Source organism: Lysinibacillus sp. EB106-09-02-XG168 (assembly GCF_058791475.1).
Map to the genome: position 1 here is coordinate 1468680 of NZ_JBYTDN010000003.1, position 15667 is coordinate 1484346.

The 15667-nt window shown below is 36.4% G+C and carries 15 protein-coding genes; 9 read left to right on the plus strand and 6 right to left on the minus strand.

Going from position 1 to position 15667, the window contains the following annotated elements; all coding sequences use genetic code 11:
- Positions 1 to 76 precede the first annotated feature (76 nt).
- The gene (locus tag AC3WSO_RS07890) at positions 77 to 649 is read left to right on the plus strand and encodes a helix-turn-helix domain-containing protein (protein WP_492530104.1); all 573 of its coding nucleotides are present in this window, start codon (positions 77 to 79) and stop codon (positions 647 to 649) included.
- 153 nt (positions 650 to 802) lie between these two features.
- Here AC3WSO_RS07890 and AC3WSO_RS07895 read toward each other — a convergent pair whose 3' ends face one another.
- From AC3WSO_RS07895 to ulaA, 3 genes are all read right to left on the minus strand, one after another.
- A complete protein-coding gene (locus AC3WSO_RS07895; RefSeq protein WP_492530105.1) occupies positions 803 to 2464 on the minus strand; it encodes a methyl-accepting chemotaxis protein in 1662 nt (553 codons plus the stop codon).
- Positions 2461 to 3450, minus strand: a complete 990-nt coding sequence (locus tag AC3WSO_RS07900; RefSeq protein ID WP_492530106.1) for a BMP family lipoprotein — start codon at positions 3448 to 3450, stop codon at positions 2461 to 2463. The genes AC3WSO_RS07895 and AC3WSO_RS07900 overlap by 4 nt, the downstream gene beginning before the upstream one ends.
- 322 nt (positions 3451 to 3772) lie before the next feature.
- The gene (gene ulaA / locus AC3WSO_RS07905) at positions 3773 to 5041 is read right to left on the minus strand and encodes a PTS ascorbate transporter subunit IIC (protein WP_492530107.1); all 1269 of its coding nucleotides are present in this window, start codon (positions 5039 to 5041) and stop codon (positions 3773 to 3775) included.
- 113 nt (positions 5042 to 5154) lie between these two features.
- Here ulaA and AC3WSO_RS07910 point away from each other — a divergent pair, with 113 nt between their 5' ends.
- The gene (locus AC3WSO_RS07910) at positions 5155 to 5688 is read left to right on the plus strand and encodes a DUF3841 domain-containing protein (RefSeq protein ID WP_492530108.1); all 534 of its coding nucleotides are present in this window, start codon (positions 5155 to 5157) and stop codon (positions 5686 to 5688) included.
- A gap of 90 nt (positions 5689 to 5778) precedes the next feature.
- Here the strand turns inward: AC3WSO_RS07910 and AC3WSO_RS07915 are convergent, their stop codons facing one another.
- The 3 genes from AC3WSO_RS07915 to AC3WSO_RS07925 are packed head-to-tail and all read right to left on the minus strand — an operon-like array spanning position 5779 to position 7473.
- Positions 5779 to 6042: a PTS sugar transporter subunit IIB gene (locus AC3WSO_RS07915; protein ID WP_492530109.1), complete on the minus strand. Its 264-nt coding sequence runs from the start codon at positions 6040 to 6042 to the stop codon at positions 5779 to 5781.
- 5 nt (positions 6043 to 6047) lie between these two features.
- Positions 6048 to 6503, minus strand: coding sequence for a PTS sugar transporter subunit IIA (locus AC3WSO_RS07920; RefSeq protein WP_492530110.1), 456 nt, complete (start codon positions 6501 to 6503; stop codon positions 6048 to 6050).
- A 58-nt stretch (positions 6504 to 6561) separates the two neighbouring features.
- Entirely contained in the window at positions 6562 to 7473 is a 912-nt protein-coding gene (locus tag AC3WSO_RS07925) for a LysR family transcriptional regulator (RefSeq protein WP_492530111.1), read from the minus strand.
- Between the two features lie 137 nt (positions 7474 to 7610).
- On the opposite strand from AC3WSO_RS07925, the gene AC3WSO_RS07930 reads away from it, so the two are divergent.
- The 7 genes from AC3WSO_RS07930 to AC3WSO_RS07960 all read left to right on the plus strand — a co-directional run bounded on the left by AC3WSO_RS07930 (position 7611) and on the right by AC3WSO_RS07960 (position 15663).
- Complete coding sequence (locus AC3WSO_RS07930; protein ID WP_492530112.1) at positions 7611 to 8576, plus strand: ABC transporter ATP-binding protein; 966 nt, start codon at positions 7611 to 7613, stop codon at positions 8574 to 8576.
- Complete coding sequence (locus AC3WSO_RS07935) at positions 8573 to 9598, plus strand: ABC transporter substrate-binding protein (protein ID WP_492530113.1); 1026 nt, start codon at positions 8573 to 8575, stop codon at positions 9596 to 9598. The genes AC3WSO_RS07930 and AC3WSO_RS07935 overlap by 4 nt, the downstream gene beginning before the upstream one ends.
- A gap of 60 nt (positions 9599 to 9658) precedes the next feature.
- Positions 9659 to 11320 carry an ABC transporter permease gene (locus tag AC3WSO_RS07940; protein WP_492530114.1) on the plus strand — a complete coding sequence of 554 codons (1662 nt, stop codon included), beginning with the start codon at positions 9659 to 9661 and terminating at the stop codon, positions 11318 to 11320.
- Positions 11313 to 12380 (plus strand): MBL fold metallo-hydrolase, encoded by a 1068-nt coding sequence (locus AC3WSO_RS07945; protein WP_492530115.1) that lies wholly within the window; start codon positions 11313 to 11315, stop codon positions 12378 to 12380. Before AC3WSO_RS07940 ends, AC3WSO_RS07945 begins: the two co-directional genes overlap by 8 nt.
- Positions 12381 to 12400: 20 nt before the next feature.
- Entirely contained in the window at positions 12401 to 13198 is a 798-nt protein-coding gene (locus AC3WSO_RS07950; RefSeq protein ID WP_492530116.1) for a CYTH domain-containing protein, read from the plus strand.
- Between the two features lie 228 nt (positions 13199 to 13426).
- Complete coding sequence (locus AC3WSO_RS07955) at positions 13427 to 14752, plus strand: M48 family metallopeptidase (protein ID WP_492534281.1); 1326 nt, start codon at positions 13427 to 13429, stop codon at positions 14750 to 14752.
- A gap of 95 nt (positions 14753 to 14847) precedes the next feature.
- Positions 14848 to 15663 carry a YitT family protein gene (locus AC3WSO_RS07960; protein ID WP_492530117.1) on the plus strand — a complete coding sequence of 272 codons (816 nt, stop codon included), beginning with the start codon at positions 14848 to 14850 and terminating at the stop codon, positions 15661 to 15663.
- The last annotated feature ends 4 nt before the right edge of the window (positions 15664 to 15667 follow it).

A 15667-nucleotide genomic window follows, 5' to 3' on the forward strand; every position in this document is an offset into this window, starting at 1 on the left:
TCCTTTCTTAATATATATTATAATATAATTATTTATATTAAAAGTAAACTATAATATACCGAAAGTGGAGGTTCCTATGAAAGAACAAGAGGATATGCAAACAAAAGAAGTAATTCTGCAAGTTGGTCAATTGTTACGACAAATACGCAATGAACAAAAATTAAGTTTAGAAGAGTTAGCAAAAAAAACGGGTGTTAGTAAATTAACGTTAGGGAAAATCGAAAGAGGAGAAACGAATCCTACATTAGGCGTCATTTGGAAGATTACAAAAGGATTATCTATTCCGTTGTCACGGCTCATGGTTATAGAAGATATAGTAAATGTTGCACGCTGCGGAGAAGGATTTATTATAGAAGAAAATCAAATGTGGCGATTAGAAACAATATTTCGGTACAAAAAAGAAACAGGATTGGAAATGCATCGTGCTTGTTTGCAACCAAATAGCATATATGAAGCAGAACCTCATCATGAAGGAGCTATCGAATATGTCACAGTAATGAAAGGGACAATTTCGATTCAAGTTGGACAAGAAATATATACATTAAACGAATTTGATTCTATTCAATTTGAAGCAAATAGAAAGCATAGTTATGAAAACACAGGAGATGAAGTTGCAGTTCTCCATTTAACAATGAAATATTTATCTTAATCTAAGTGCTGGAAGAGGTAGAATCAATAATTGTAGTTGATGGTATTTTAACTTTATAATAGTTGAATTAGCAAAATCCCGAATATTGAACGTTATTCGGGATTTTGCTTTTCTTATTATGTGTCTTCATTTTTCCAAAAGTTGCAATCATCATTATAATGTGAATTTTTTAAGCTCTACAGACAATGTATTTGTCATGTCTTGAAGTTCTGATACCTTTTCACTAATTTTCTGGAAGGATTGTAGCTGCTCTTGGGTAGAAGCTGATATTTCCTCTGTTCCAGCAGCAGTTTCTTCCGTAATAGCTGAAATGTTTTCAATGGCACTGTTCATTTGCTGACTCATTTCGCTTGTTTGTTCCATATCTTCGTTAAGATGCTGTAACTGATCATTAATGTCTAGCACATGAGTTGCAATTTCTTCAAATGACTTCTCTGTATCCGTCATCGATTGTAATTGTTCTTTTGACAGCTGATGTCCCTGCTCTGTCGTAGAAAGAATGAGCGTAATGCCATCTTGTATATGTGTCACCATAGAAGAGATGAAAGCCGTTGCTTTTTCGGTTTCATGAGATAGTTTTTTGACTTCCTCTGCAACAATTGCAAATCCTTTTCCAGCTTCTCCAGCACGTGCAGCTTCGATTGCAGCATTTAATGCTAAGAGATTTGTTTGATCAGCAATAGCATGGACTGCATTAGCGGCACCTTCAATTTCTGTTGTAAATTGAGAGAATTGAGTAACGGCCTCTTTGATGTTGATCGAAGTGGATGAAATATCCTTCGCAATAGAGGATTGCTTTTCAAGTGAACTTCGACCGTTTTGGACAGCAGTAAGTGCCTTATTGCCGTTTATTGCTGATTGTTCACTCGTCTGCTGAACAGTAGTAAATTGATCAGCCATCGTATTCATAAGGATTGCAGTTGACTGGATATCTTCTGAAATAGTGAGGCTTCCCTTCGCCAATTCGTCCGTTGATGTAGCAATTTGTAGACTACCTTCATTAATCGTTTCAATATAACTTGTGACATCCTTTGTGAAGAGACCAACATTTTTTCCTACATTATCAATGGATTGTACGGTGCTTTTTAAGCTAACAATCATTGTGGAAAAGTTCTCAGTTAATTGATCAACTTCGTTTCGACTGCCTTTCTTAAAGGAGAGGGCAGAGGTGTCAATTGTCAAATTCCCTGCAGCCACCGATTGTACATAATCCACAATTCGGTTAATAGGATTTGTAATTTTTTTCGTTGCGACATACGAGAAAATGATGGTAGCAATAATTAAAAGGATACTTCCGATAATTGTTGTTGTAGTAATGAACGAAATTTTTTGCTTTGCTAATTCATTCGTTTCTTTATACCATTCATTTGTTTCTTTTTTTAGTAGATACATATCATTCAAAATACCAGATATTCTTATTGCTTGTTTTTTAATTTCAGGGCGATTGTGAGCAAGAAACCCTGCTTCAGAAGCTTTTGCTAACTCGTCGTATTTACCCTCGATTTTTTTGATGATAGCCTTATGCTCAGCTACTTTTGCAATCGTTGAGAGTTTTTCTAAATTTACTTTTGTTTCTTTTAAAATGGAAAGAGCTTCATTTTTATTGGCCTCACTAGCTAAATATGTGTAATTATTTAGTGATTGGCTCGCTACAACTAAACTTTGCTCAAGTTCTTTCACTGCCAGTAATAGCTCTGTATCATCTTCTGCGGTTGTTTGTATATCAAATGTTTGTACGATAATAAAGCCAATCATAGCCATGGCGAGGACAATGGGTATAAGTATGTTCATAAATAATTTTTTTCGAAGTGTCACTGGCTGTTCCCCTTTTCTGCAGTAACTTTTATTTTACCTGAGACAATATCTTCTTTTGCTTTTTCAATGGCAGTCTGTTGCTCAGGTGTAAGTTTAATAACACGTATATCCGCAAGCCCTACTCCGTTATCAGCTAAACCAAATAAAAACGATTTTTCGGAAATTTTCCCGTCCTCAACTAATGTATTGGCCATTTTAAAAACAGCTTGGTCGACATTTTTTAACATCGATGTTACGACTGTCTTTTCGGCTATGTAAAATTGATCAGTATCAACTCCCGCCGCATAAATGCCCATTTCTTCAGCTTTTTTTATAGAGCCAAAGCCTGTGAATCCCGCTGCATGATAAATAAAATCTACGCCGTTCTTTTTGTAACGTTCTGCGATTGCAGCACCAGCCTCGGTATCATCAAATGTGCCAGCATACTCACTAACTATTTCGATATTTGGATTAAAATATCGAGCTCCCTCAATATAGCCATTTTCAAAATGATGGATAACTGGAACATTTACACCACCAATAAATCCTATTTTTCCAGTTTTACTTGTCATTGCTGCAACCATTCCGAGTAAAAAGCTGCCTTCCTGCTCTTTAAAGGTTATAGAAGTGATATTTGCAACATCCGATTGTCCGTCAATAAGGATAAATTGCTGATCAGGATATTTCTTCGCAGTCTTTTCTAAAGCTTCCTGTACAGAAAAGCCAAGACCGATAATGACGTTATACTTTTCTGCTACCAGTTCTTCTAGCTTCTGTTCGTAATTGCCATCAGGCGCTTCTTTATAATCGAACAAAATACCAAGCTCATCACGTGCTTTCTCAAGCCCTTTAAAAGCTGAATCATTAAACGATTCGTCTCCGAGCCCTGCATCTGAGAGTAAGATCCCAATTTTATAGTCATCTTGCGCTTTTTCTGATGGAGTTGTTGAACAGCCTGCTACTAGTAACAAAACTATTAAACAAAAGCCAATCATTAATTTTTTCAAAATAAGTACCTCCAATTGTATGTATGATGTATATCGGCAAAAAATCGTTCTAAGTCAGATGTCAGACAATGGGTTTTTATTTTACCATTAAATACTATCAGATTTTTTGTAATTTACTAGAGGGAAATGGGTTTAAATCATTCTCGATATTTTTAAAACACTGAGTATTTAGTTCGCTTTTTAATGAATTTTCTCTATGTGGATAGTGAAAAAGGTAGGGGTATATTGTTAAAAAATGTATGTTTCGAAAAATAACCTTTTTCTTTGTCAATTAAAATAGCCTCGCAAACATTTAAAGTGTTTGCGAAGCCAATCGTTTATATTAAACTGCACCAAATAACTTTAATATATTTATAATGATGATTCCCACAATGCCAAAGTCTGAATCGCCAAATGTAGTTCCTTCGTAGCCGATATCACCCATAAAGATCAGTAGAATCGCAGGGATAAAGCTAATAATTAATCCGTTGGCAAATGCTCCTACCATAGCGCCGCGTCTACCACCAGTTGCATTACCGAATACTCCTGCAGCCGCACCCGTGAAGAAATGAGGCACAAGCCCAGGTACAATCACTTTTAGCCCTATGAGGGGGAGTATAAACATCGATACTAGGCCAGCTACAAAGCTAAACAAAAAGCCGATAATCACAGCATTTGGTGCGAATGGGAAAATCGTAGGGCAGTCTAATGCAGGCTTTGTGTTTGGCACAAGTTTATCTGCAATCCCTTTAAAAGCAGGAATTATTTCGGCAATTAGCATCCGTACGCCAGCCAAAATGATATAGACACCAGCGGCAAAGGTAATAGCTTGAATAATGGCAAAGACGATAAAGTTTGAACCGCCAGATAATTGTCCCTCAATATAGGTTTGACCTGCGAATAGGGCAACGATAATGAAAAATAGACTCATAGTTAACGAAACAGCTACAGATGTATCTCTTAAAAAACCTAGAGATTTTGGGACTTTTATATCTTCTGTTGATTTGGCTTTGTTTCCAATGAACATTCCAATTTTAGCGGATACATAATAGCCAATGCTTCCAAAATGACCGACAGCAAAATCATCACTACCTGTTATTTGACGAACAGTTGGTTGTAAAATGGCAGGGAATACGACCATGCAAATACCAAGTAGAATAGAGCCAACAATAATAAGCGGTGTGCCACTCATACCGCCGACTGAAAGCGATGCTGCAATTAAACACGCCATAAATAATGTATGATGTCCAGTTAAAAATATATATTTTAAAGGTGTAAATCGCGCAAATAAAATGTTCATAATCATGCCGAAAACCATGATCATGGCTGTGGCTGTACCGAAATTAGTTTGTGCGGCTGCTACAATCGCTTCATTATTTGGGATGACCCCTTGGACATTAAATGCATGATCAAACATATTACTAAAATGATTTAAAGAACCAATTAAAACGGTTGCACCCGCGCCAAGTATAACAAAGCCCATAATCGTTTTTAACGTACCAGAAAGAACGGTTGAAGCTGACTTTTTTTGGATTAATAAACCGACAAAAGCGAATAGGCCGACTAATATAGCTGGTGTTCCTAAAATGTCATTCATAATAATATCTAACATATTAACACCTCATCCTATCCAATTTTTCATTCGTTTTTCAAATATCTGTTTTCGTAAAGTTTGTTGTTTTTTGATATAATTTTTCAAAATATCTAAGACTAGGAGTTTGATATATGGGTGTTTACTTTACCAATCAAACAATTGAAGCATTTAAACAAATAAATGAACAAGGGATTCTAACAGGGAACGAAGTTTTTGTTGATGAAGATTTCTTACCTTCATATAAATGGATGATTAAACAAATGGACAGAAGGATAAACAATGATGGTTCACTTCCAATTTGGCTTTGGACAAAAAAACCAAATTTGAATGATGAAAGACACTTTTATAAAGGAACGGATGCTGTATGTTTGACAGTTGAAGTACCCGATAATAAAGTCCTTCTATCTGATTTTGAGGCTTGGCATTGTGTATTAAATGACTGGTTTTGCCCAATGACAGATGAAGAAAGTAAATTATTTGAACAAGATAAATTAAATATCACAATGGAACAAAGTTGGGAAAGAATTTTTGACTTAGAAAAAATACGAAAATCGAAATGTGGAACGGGAATAGCCAAGTTGTTCAAGGTGTTACAACAGTCATTCACAAAGAACAGATATCGAATATTGAGCATTTTACAGCTAAATAACCAGTTGAGTGTCTGATTGGAAGTTACCGCTTTGTAGATTAAATCTGCCTTATTGTTTTAACAGCAACAATTTTTGAGAAAATAGCCTTTCAAAAAAATCAATACTTCATAACAACGGTTTAAGCTTTAATTTAATTTCTGAAATACTCATCATATTAATAATACGAACGATGTGACCTCTCTCTTCAGGCAATTGATTGACAATATCGTCCGCACCAATATAAATATCTGCTTCCTCTGCCTTGGCAGATGCTAAATCTGTATGCGTTACTTCTGCTACTTTTCCAAGTTCAGTTAACGCTTTTTTTACATTCAGCTCCATAATAAAGCTACTGCCTAAGCCATTCCCGCACACTACTAAAATTTTCATTAAGGTTACTCCTTTGCCACAATTTGTTGAATTTCTTTGATAATATCGTCCTTATGCTGGCAGGCGATGATGCTATCGATTTGATTTGGTGCTTGTAAAATTTTTGTTAAGTCAACTAATGCCTGCAGATGTGACGTATGATCGGTCGCAGCTAAGACGATAATTAAGAAAACAGGCTTTTCTGAACCAAACAAAACAGGTTTTTGTAAGCTTAATAGGCTCATTGCTAGCTCATTAACTCCTTCTGTGTGCCGTGCGTGTGGAATCGCTACTTTTGGTGTAATGACTACATAAGGTCCGTGCTTTTCAATGGAATGAATCATTGCCTGAATATAGCGCTCTTCGATTTTATGCTGCTTTAATAGTGGACTTGCGGCTAAATGAATAGCTTCCTGCCAAGTATCTACAAAATTTGCGAGTTGTATAGTATCTTTTGTCAGTAACTCAGTTAGCAAGTACATCCCTCCCTTCTTAGGGATAGACAGCTCCCATTCCATGTTATTATTGTTGACTATGAAATTATGTCATATAAGGATATATTTTTAATTTCCTAGCTAAATCATAAATTGAGGTTTTTACAAATGAGTCCATTTTGCTATCTAAACGGCATTTAGAGTAAATAAGTTGGATCTTTCTATTAAGTGTCACATCGTGTAAGTCCTTTTTGATCAATAATCCTGATTTTAACTCGTCTTCAATAAGAGCAACTGACAAAAAGGCAATTGTTTTTCCAAAAGTAAGCATCTTCTTAATAGTACTAACAGAATCTAGCTCGATCGTATAAATGGATGGGTGAAGTGGGTCCATCCATTTTTCTATAAAATGATTCGTTGAACTTGAGGAAGTGTGCAACAATACTTTGTTTTTTAGGACATCTGCTTTTGAGATGTCCTTTTTTGCTGCAAGTTCATGAGTAGGGCTTAATGCCAATACGAGTTCGTCTTCACCAATTGTTTCGTAAACAATGGATGAATTTTCTTGTTTTGTTTCCATGATTAGCCCGAAATCTAATTCTTGAAGGGCTATCTTTTGCTCTATTTCGGGTGCTGTTTTTACTTCCAGTGATATTCGGATATCGGGATAAGCTGTAGAAATGTGATGAATTATATCGGGCATAAAAATATGCGTGGGCAACCCGCTTGCTCCAAGTCGAATGGAGCCGATATTCCCCACCAAAAGATTTTCAACAAAACGGTTCATTTCTTTTTGCAGCTGTACAATTTTGTGAGCGTAATGATAGAGTCCTTCTCCTGCTTCTGTTAAACGGTATCCACCTGCATTTGTCCGAAATAAACGGATGCCGTATTCCTCTTCAATTGAACGAATATGAAAAGATACTGTCGGTGCTGTAATACCAAGCTCTTTGGCAACAGGAGCCAATTTTTTTAATTCTACAAGTAGGCAAAACGCCTGTAATTTCACATTATTCATTTTATCCTCCTAAAGTAAATTAGAAAAAATCTTGTATTTGCTTTAGTTTATTAGATTTTTTTTAACGAGTTATTAATAGTAGATTAATATTTTCTAAATATCTGGAATTTATAGTTGTAATTAGCAAGGAGGATATTATGAAAATTTCATTTATGAATATTGAGAAAAAATATGGGCAGGCTCAAGCGTTATGGCCTATAAATATTGAGCTGGATAGCAAATTCATTACAATCTTAGGACAATCAGGCTGCGGTAAAACAACGTTATTAAAAATATTAGCTGGACTTGAACAACCGACAAATGGAGAAATTCGTTTTGATGAAACCATCATTTATTCATCTAAACTCCGTAAAAATGTAAAACCAAATAAGCGAAATATTGCAATGGTTTTTCAGGATTTTGCGTTATGGCCTCATATGACTATTTTCCAAAACATTGCTTTTGGCCTGAAGGGAATTGTTCAAAAGTCAGATATTCCGGCTCGAGTGGAGTATGTTATGCGATTGGTGAAAATGGAAGGGCTTGAAAAACGAAAGCCTGGAGAGTTATCAGGGGGACAGCAGCAACGGGTAGCACTTGCGAGGGCTCTTGCGACTAATCCGCAGCTTATTTTGTTTGATGAACCTTTATCGGCGCTCGACGCAGTACTAAGAGAAAAAATGCAAGACGAAATCATGCATATTATTCATAAGCTAGATTGTCAGGCAATTTTTGTCACACATGATCAAACAGAGGCAATGGCAATGTCAGATCAAATTATCGTGATGGAGGCAGGTAGAATTGCGCAAGTAGGAACGCCAGAAGAAATTTATCATGCTCCATCAACACCATATGTAGCGGATTTTATCGGCAAAGTGAACTGGTTTGATAAGGGTAATTATATTGTGCGACCTGAAGGAGTTTCCAGAGTAGCACGCCCAGGAACAATTGCGAAACAAGCGATGATTGTAAAAAGTACTTTTGTTGGTGATCGATATTTAGTGCAGGCACAGGTAGATGGTAAGCACTGGAGCTTTTACGAGGCAGAACCTATCGAACATGGAAAGCAGCTTGAGGTTTTTATTGATGAAAAACAAATATATCAATTGGAGGGTTTACATTGAAAAAACGAAGTGTAAAACTATTTGCTACAGCTGGGATTCTTTTAACATTAGCAGTAGCGGGCTGTGGAAATAAAACAGTAGAAAGCGATAAAAAATCAAGTGCAAAGCCGAAAGAAGAACAAACTTTAACGGTATATTCTGCTGGTCCTGATGGTTTAGCAGCGAATATTCAACAAGCATTTGAAGAGAAAACAGGAATAAAAGTAGAGATGTTCCAAGGGACAACAGGCAAAATATTATCGCGTTTAGAAGCGGAGAAAAATAACCCTGTAGCAGACGTTGTTGTACTAGCCTCTGTCGCTTCTATGGATGGCTTAAAGGAAACAGATCAGCTTCAAAGCTATAAAGACGCTGCAAATGCAAAGAAAATTAATAGTGATTGGTCAGATGCACAAGGTTATTACTATGGTTACAGTGCCTCAGCTTTAGGCATTGCTTATAATACAAAAAATACGCAACAGGCTCCAGAAGAATGGACAGATTTAGCAAAAGCTGAATGGAAAAATAAGATCAATATACCGGATCCAAGCATGTCAGGCTCTGCAGTAGATTTCCTATACGGATATACAGAAGCGGAAAAAACGGCTTGGACTACGATGGAGAAGTGGAAAGAAAATGGTTTACAGGTGAGTGGAGCCAATAAGGAAGCGTTAGATGCTGTTATTACTGGTGACAAAAATGCCGCAATTTCAGGGGTAGATTACATGGCCTATAAAGCAAAAGCTGATGGGGAACCAGTAGAGATTATTTATCCAAAAAGCGGGACAGTTGTCAGTCCACGAGCTGTTGGTATTTTGAAGGATGCAAAAAATGTAGAGAGTGCAAAAGCGTACGTTGATTTTTTACTGTCAGATGAAGGGCAAAAACTTGTCGCAGGTGCATACTTACTACCAGGCAACAAAGATATAACTGTAAAGGATCGGTCTGCTTTAGATGAAATTCCTCAGCTAAACGTGAACTGGGAGGGTGCAGAAGCGAAGCAGCTTGAAGTATTAACTAAATTCAATGATATATTTCGTTAAGTAGTTTTGGGAGGTTTTCTAGCCTCCTTTAAGTTTTTCTAGGGAAGGATTGAAATATCAATGATTATGGAAGGTAGACGAACTTTTGGATTTTTACTGACACTTGTCATCACGTTTGCTATCGCACCGTTAATTGCCATTGTGTTTTATACATTTATGAAAGATTGGCAATTAGATGTTTCACAAATTAATAGAATGTTTGCTAACGAGAGAGTGTGGCATACTCTTGGAAACTCTATACTACTAGGAGTTTTAGTTATTATAGGGACAACAATTATAGCATTCCCTATGGCGTTAATAAGAACGAAAACAAGCTTGTATAAATATAATTGGCTAGACATTGTTCTAACGATTCCGTTTATGACTCCACCGTATATTGGCTCGATGGGTTGGATATTGTTTATGCAAAATAATGGATTTCTCCAACAGCTATTTCCAAGTGCTGCTTGGATGACTGAAGCGTTCTTCTCTTTGTCTGGAATGGTCATGATTATGAGCTTGCACCTTTTTCCTTTTCTATATTTAATGCTAAAAAATACGCTATTAAGAATTAATGGATCCTTTCTTGATGCTGCCCTAATTTTTGGCCGAAGCCCTTGGAGAAATTGGACGAAAATAATTTTACCTTTATTGGTTTCAAGCTATGTTCTAGGAAGTTTGCTAATTTTCATCAAAACGTTAGCTGAATTTGGAACACCTGCAACATTTGGTAATCGAATTAGTTTTCAAGTATTTACTACGGAAATTCATTCTTACCTATCTAGATGGCCTGTAGATATTAGTATGGCGACATCGCTCTCATTATTTTTACTGTCGGTTTGTCTCGTGATTTGGTATTTTCAAAACCTTATTGGGCGCAAATATACATATAGCGTGCTTTCAGGAAAAACACCAGCAATTCGCGAGATTAAAGATAAGTGGTATGTCAAGCTTGGTTCGTGGCTTTTTGTGGGGATCGTTATTTTGCTATCGATCGGTATTCCTTACTTTTCGATTGTCGTAACATCTTTGCAAAAAGTTAGGGGAGATGGTTTGCAAGCAGGGAATTTTAGTTTTGCCTCCTATCAGGAAGTGTTTACAAGTGGAAGTGCAGGATTGTCAGCATTTTTAAATAGTGTTCTTTTCTCCATAATCACAGCTGTCGTTACAGCGATTATTGGTTTGTTTATTGCCTTATACATTAAAAAAGGAGAAACGAAAAAGCAACAAGTATTAGATTTCTTTAGTTTAATGCCTAATATTATTCCTGGAATTGTTTTTGTAGTTGGGTTAATCATGTTTTGGAATTCACCGTGGTTACCAGCGACCATTTATAACACAAAGGCAATGGTTGTGGTCACATATTGTGTACTCTTTTTACCGTATTCCGTGCAATATATAAAGTCCTCTTTATCACAATTAGATTCTTCGATATTCCAATCGGCAGCTATTTTTGGGCGAAGTAGTTGGGCTATTTATCGACAGATTATCATTCCATTATTAATGCAGGGAATTCTTGCTGGAATGACGATGACGTTTATTATTTCCATGCGTGAGCTTGTCGCTGGATTACTTATTTTGCCCCCTTCGGTAGAGACTGGTGCAACATTTATTTATAGTCAATTTGAGCAAGGAAATGTCGGGGAAGGAATGGCTGTTGCAGTAATAACAGTCATAATGACTATTATTTTCATGTTGTTGTTTACCTTGTTACAAAAAGGGGGAGGACGTGCGGATGCTTAATGTAGAGATTTTAGGTGGGGTCGGTGAGTATGGCCGTAACTGCTTTTTCATTGAAAATAATGGACATGCCATTTTACTCGATTGCGGAGTGATGAACAATCGACAAAAGACTCTTCCGAATTTAACACAAGCTCATGTGGCGAAGCTTGATGCAGTATTTATTTCACATTCACATACAGATCATACAGGTGCTCTTCCTTTACTTGAGGAATGGGGATACACAGGGCCAATAATTATGAGTAATATGACTGCGCAGCAATTAAAGCAGTTTTGCCAAAATACAAGAACCTTTCAATCAGAGTCAATTGGTGAGTGGATAGATATTAGGAATCATATAGCCTTTCAATGGGGTTACAATGGGCATTTAATAGGAAGCGTATGGTATAAGATTCGTTTTTTTAAGGAGGTGATATTTTATTCTGGCGATTATGTAGTGGACTCTTATTTGTTGAAAGCGACGCTACCGATAGAGGACAGGAATGTTTATAATGTAGCCATTATTGATAGCGGCCATGTAGAAAAACGCATCGATAATTTAGAAGTATTGGAGGAAATGACCGAATATATCAATGTGAATTCAGGCCGCCCAATCATTTTCCCATCCTCATTCTCTGGAAAAACAGCCGATATTGCAGCCTATCTTTTTCAGCATACAACTAGAGCGATACGTGTAGATCCTGAATTGTTATCCTTATTTGAAAATTACTTTGAGGCACCAGAAAATTTATTGGCTACTAAAAAAACTATTTTGCAACAGTTTAAATTAGAATGTTTGGCAAAGAAAGCAGAAAGTGAAAACGTCATTTATTTTGTTCCTGAGCGTGATGAAGCTAAATTAGTGAAGCTACTTCATAAAAAACCTACATCTATAGTCATCTTTACGGGTTATTGGAATAGAGGCAAATACAAAATGAAGCTTTTCAAAAATCAATATAAGGATTTTTTTTACAAAACACATCCGGATTTTCATGATATCATCGCACTATCTAAGAAAATACATGCACATAAAACAATCTATTTTCACAGTTCATTAACGAATAGCGAAACGACTTTCTTGTAATTACTAAAGGAGGAGATCATATGAAGAAATGTTTAGTGAATTTATGCTTAATTGGCATTGTACTTGTTAGCATTATTGGGTTCGGCTCCACAAAAGCGGAGGCAGCAATCGATCCAGAGCATGAAATTAAATATAATATTAAATCAGACCTCTTTGCTGAATCAGATATTTTAAATGTTTTCCAAGCTACAAAAAAAGATGAGGTGAAGGTATATTTCTTTGATACTCCAAGTAAAGATTTTTTAAATGAGGATTATATCCACCGTTTGCGTGTCTACAAAGGGAGCAATAAATTGGATATCACCTATAAAAAGAGATTTTTAAATACACCACTGGATGAAGCAATTGCAATAACAGAAAGTCATGGTTTTACGGGAGCAGAATCTAACTATAAATTTGAAATGGATATTAAAGATGGCAATCGTACGTTTACGATAAGCCGTAAGGAATCATTAAAGACGACATCTAAAGTTTCCTATGATGCAGTGGATACAAGTGCAGCAAAAAAATTAATTTTAGAAAATGCTCCGAAGAAAATTTTTAATTGGGATTCCGAATCATGGTATCAAAATACTTTATCCCAAGCTGTAGTTTATGGTCCTGCAAAGGCTACAACATATAAAGGAAGCTTTGCTGGCTATGCGGCAGATATTGAGGTTTGGCAATACCAAGGAGAGACGATGGTAGAATTATCAACGAAAGAGGAGGATGCATTAAAGGCTGCTGTTATAGAAAAAAATTGGCATGATGAATTAGAATCTGCAGGGTATTTAAGTCATGATCAACGTGGCAAAACGGGATTTGTTATGGATAAGTAAAATATAAGTTTTTTAAAATTCGCGACACTTCTTGTAAAAGCGAACAAGCTGTGGTGCATTAGCATCCATGGTTTGTCACTTATTTGAAGAAGTGGGGCGAATTTTTTCTTTTAAGTGTCAAGTAGGGTAGAAGGTAAATAAAAACAAAGAAAAAATTGTTCTAACTTTTTTAATTTAGCTTACACTTACTATAGGACGAACTTAGTGTTGAACAAGGGAGGAAATGACATAGCGAAAAAAATGGGAATTGTCGCGCTACTTATATTCGGTGTATATGTGCTGTGTATGTATTGGTATATATTCCATAGCGGTGGTGGTACTATACCACGAGCGATGCAGGGGACAGCCGCAGATCCAGTGATGTTTATGTCTGAAAAAGAATTATATTTAAGTGGTGAATATTCGAAAATCCGGAACTTCCTATTCTTTGTTGCTACACCTTTGGAATGGTTAGTCTTTTTCATGATATTAATAATGGGCGTATCACGTTATTTCGAAAAGGTAGCGACGTCACAAGCAAAATGGAAGCTGTTACAAAATGCAAGTTACTTATTTTCATTATCACTTTTACTATATGTTGTACTATTTCCACTCGATTATTATCGTTACAAATTAAGTAAAGCCTACGGAATTAGTACACAAGGATTTTCGTCATGGATGCGGGATGGCATTATTGATTTTTGGGTCAACTTTGGCATGAGTTTAATTATCGTATCTGTCCTTTATTGGCTCATCAAAAAAAGTGCCAAAAGGTGGTGGCTCTATGCATGGTTTCTAACGATTCCGTTTACAATATTTGTAATGTTTATTCAACCTGTAGTGATCGATCCTTTATATAATGATTTTTATCCACTCAAAAATAAAGAGCTAGAGGCGAAAATTTTGTCTATTGCTGAACAGGCAAATATACCAGCAGAGCATGTATATGAAGTCAATATGGCAGAAAAGACAAATGCCTTAAATGCTTATGTAACAGGTATCGGCAGTAATTCGAGAATTGTGCTTTGGGATACAACGTTAAATCGTTTAACAGATAATGAAATATTATATATTATGGCTCATGAAATGGGACACTACGTTGAGAAGCATATTTATTTTGGTATTGCGGGATATCTTTTGCTGACATTGCTAGGGTTATGGCTATCAGCGAAATGTTTTAAGTGGATGATTGGACGTTACGGTCAGGTATTAAAAATTAAAAAAATCGGTGATATAAGCTCTTATCCATTGTTTTTACTCATAACATCCGTTTTATTATTTGCTTCAAGCCCTCTGTCGAATTATATTTCGCGGTACCAGGAAACGAGAGCTGATCAATATGCGATTTCATTAACGGGTGATCGAGAGTCCGCAGTTACTGCATTCCAAAAGCTAACGATATCAGGTTTAAGTGAAGTAAATCCACAGTTACTCGTAAAGTGGTTCCGTTATACACATCCGCCAATGCTTGAACGTATTTATAAGGTTGCAGAGAATGTAGAAGAGAATAAAGAGGAGCCTCTAAAAGAAGTGCCGATAAAAGAGGAGCAGAAAAAAGAATATCATAAGAAATAAATGTCGTTTTTTTAACTGCGATACTCCAGGTTTTTTGAACGAATAAGTTGGGTATTCTAAGATTAAAACGGTTCGTTAATGATAGGGGAATTGTTATGCGTAATATTGTCGTTATTACACTTTCATCGATACTAGTCGCCTTTGCCTATAATTTTTTGTTAATTCCACATGAGATTTTAAGTGGGGGATTAAGCGGGATTGCAATCATGCTTGGTATTATTACGCCTTTAAATACAGGGGTAATAAATTTACTATTGAACTTGCCTTTACTTATTATAGGGGTCTTAAAGCTGGGGAAACGATTCATAGGATATACCATTCTTTCAGTAGTTGTTTTGTCAGCAAGTTTGTATATTATTCCAATCCATAAAGCTACCCAAGACCCAATTCTCGCCTCCTTATTCGGTGGTGTTATTGTGGGCTTAGGGATGGGCATGATTTTTCGAGCGGCAGGCTCCTCGGGAGGTTTTGATATTATAGCGATGCTGCTAAGTCGCAAGCGGGATTTTCCGCTTGGTACATTAATCTCTGCGATGAACGGTATCGTTGTAGCTATCTCTGGATTCGTTTTTAGCTGGGATGCGGCATTACTGACGCTCGTATCGATTTATGCTACAGGGAAGGTTGTCGACACGATTCATACGAGTCATATTAAATTGACATTGATGATTATTACGAGCAAGGGTGAGGAAGTCAAACAGCAGCTACTGGAAAAGCTTCATCGAGGTGTAACTATTATAGATGCGAAAGGCGCTTATTCAGGCGAAGGGCGTAAAGTTTTAATTACGGTTATTACGCGCTATCAACTTGCTGAAGTAAAAGGGGTGATAAAGGAAGCAGACACCAAAGCTTTCGTCAATATATTGCAAACTATCGAGGTCATCGGCGTGTTTGATAGAGGTATAAAGTAAAGGG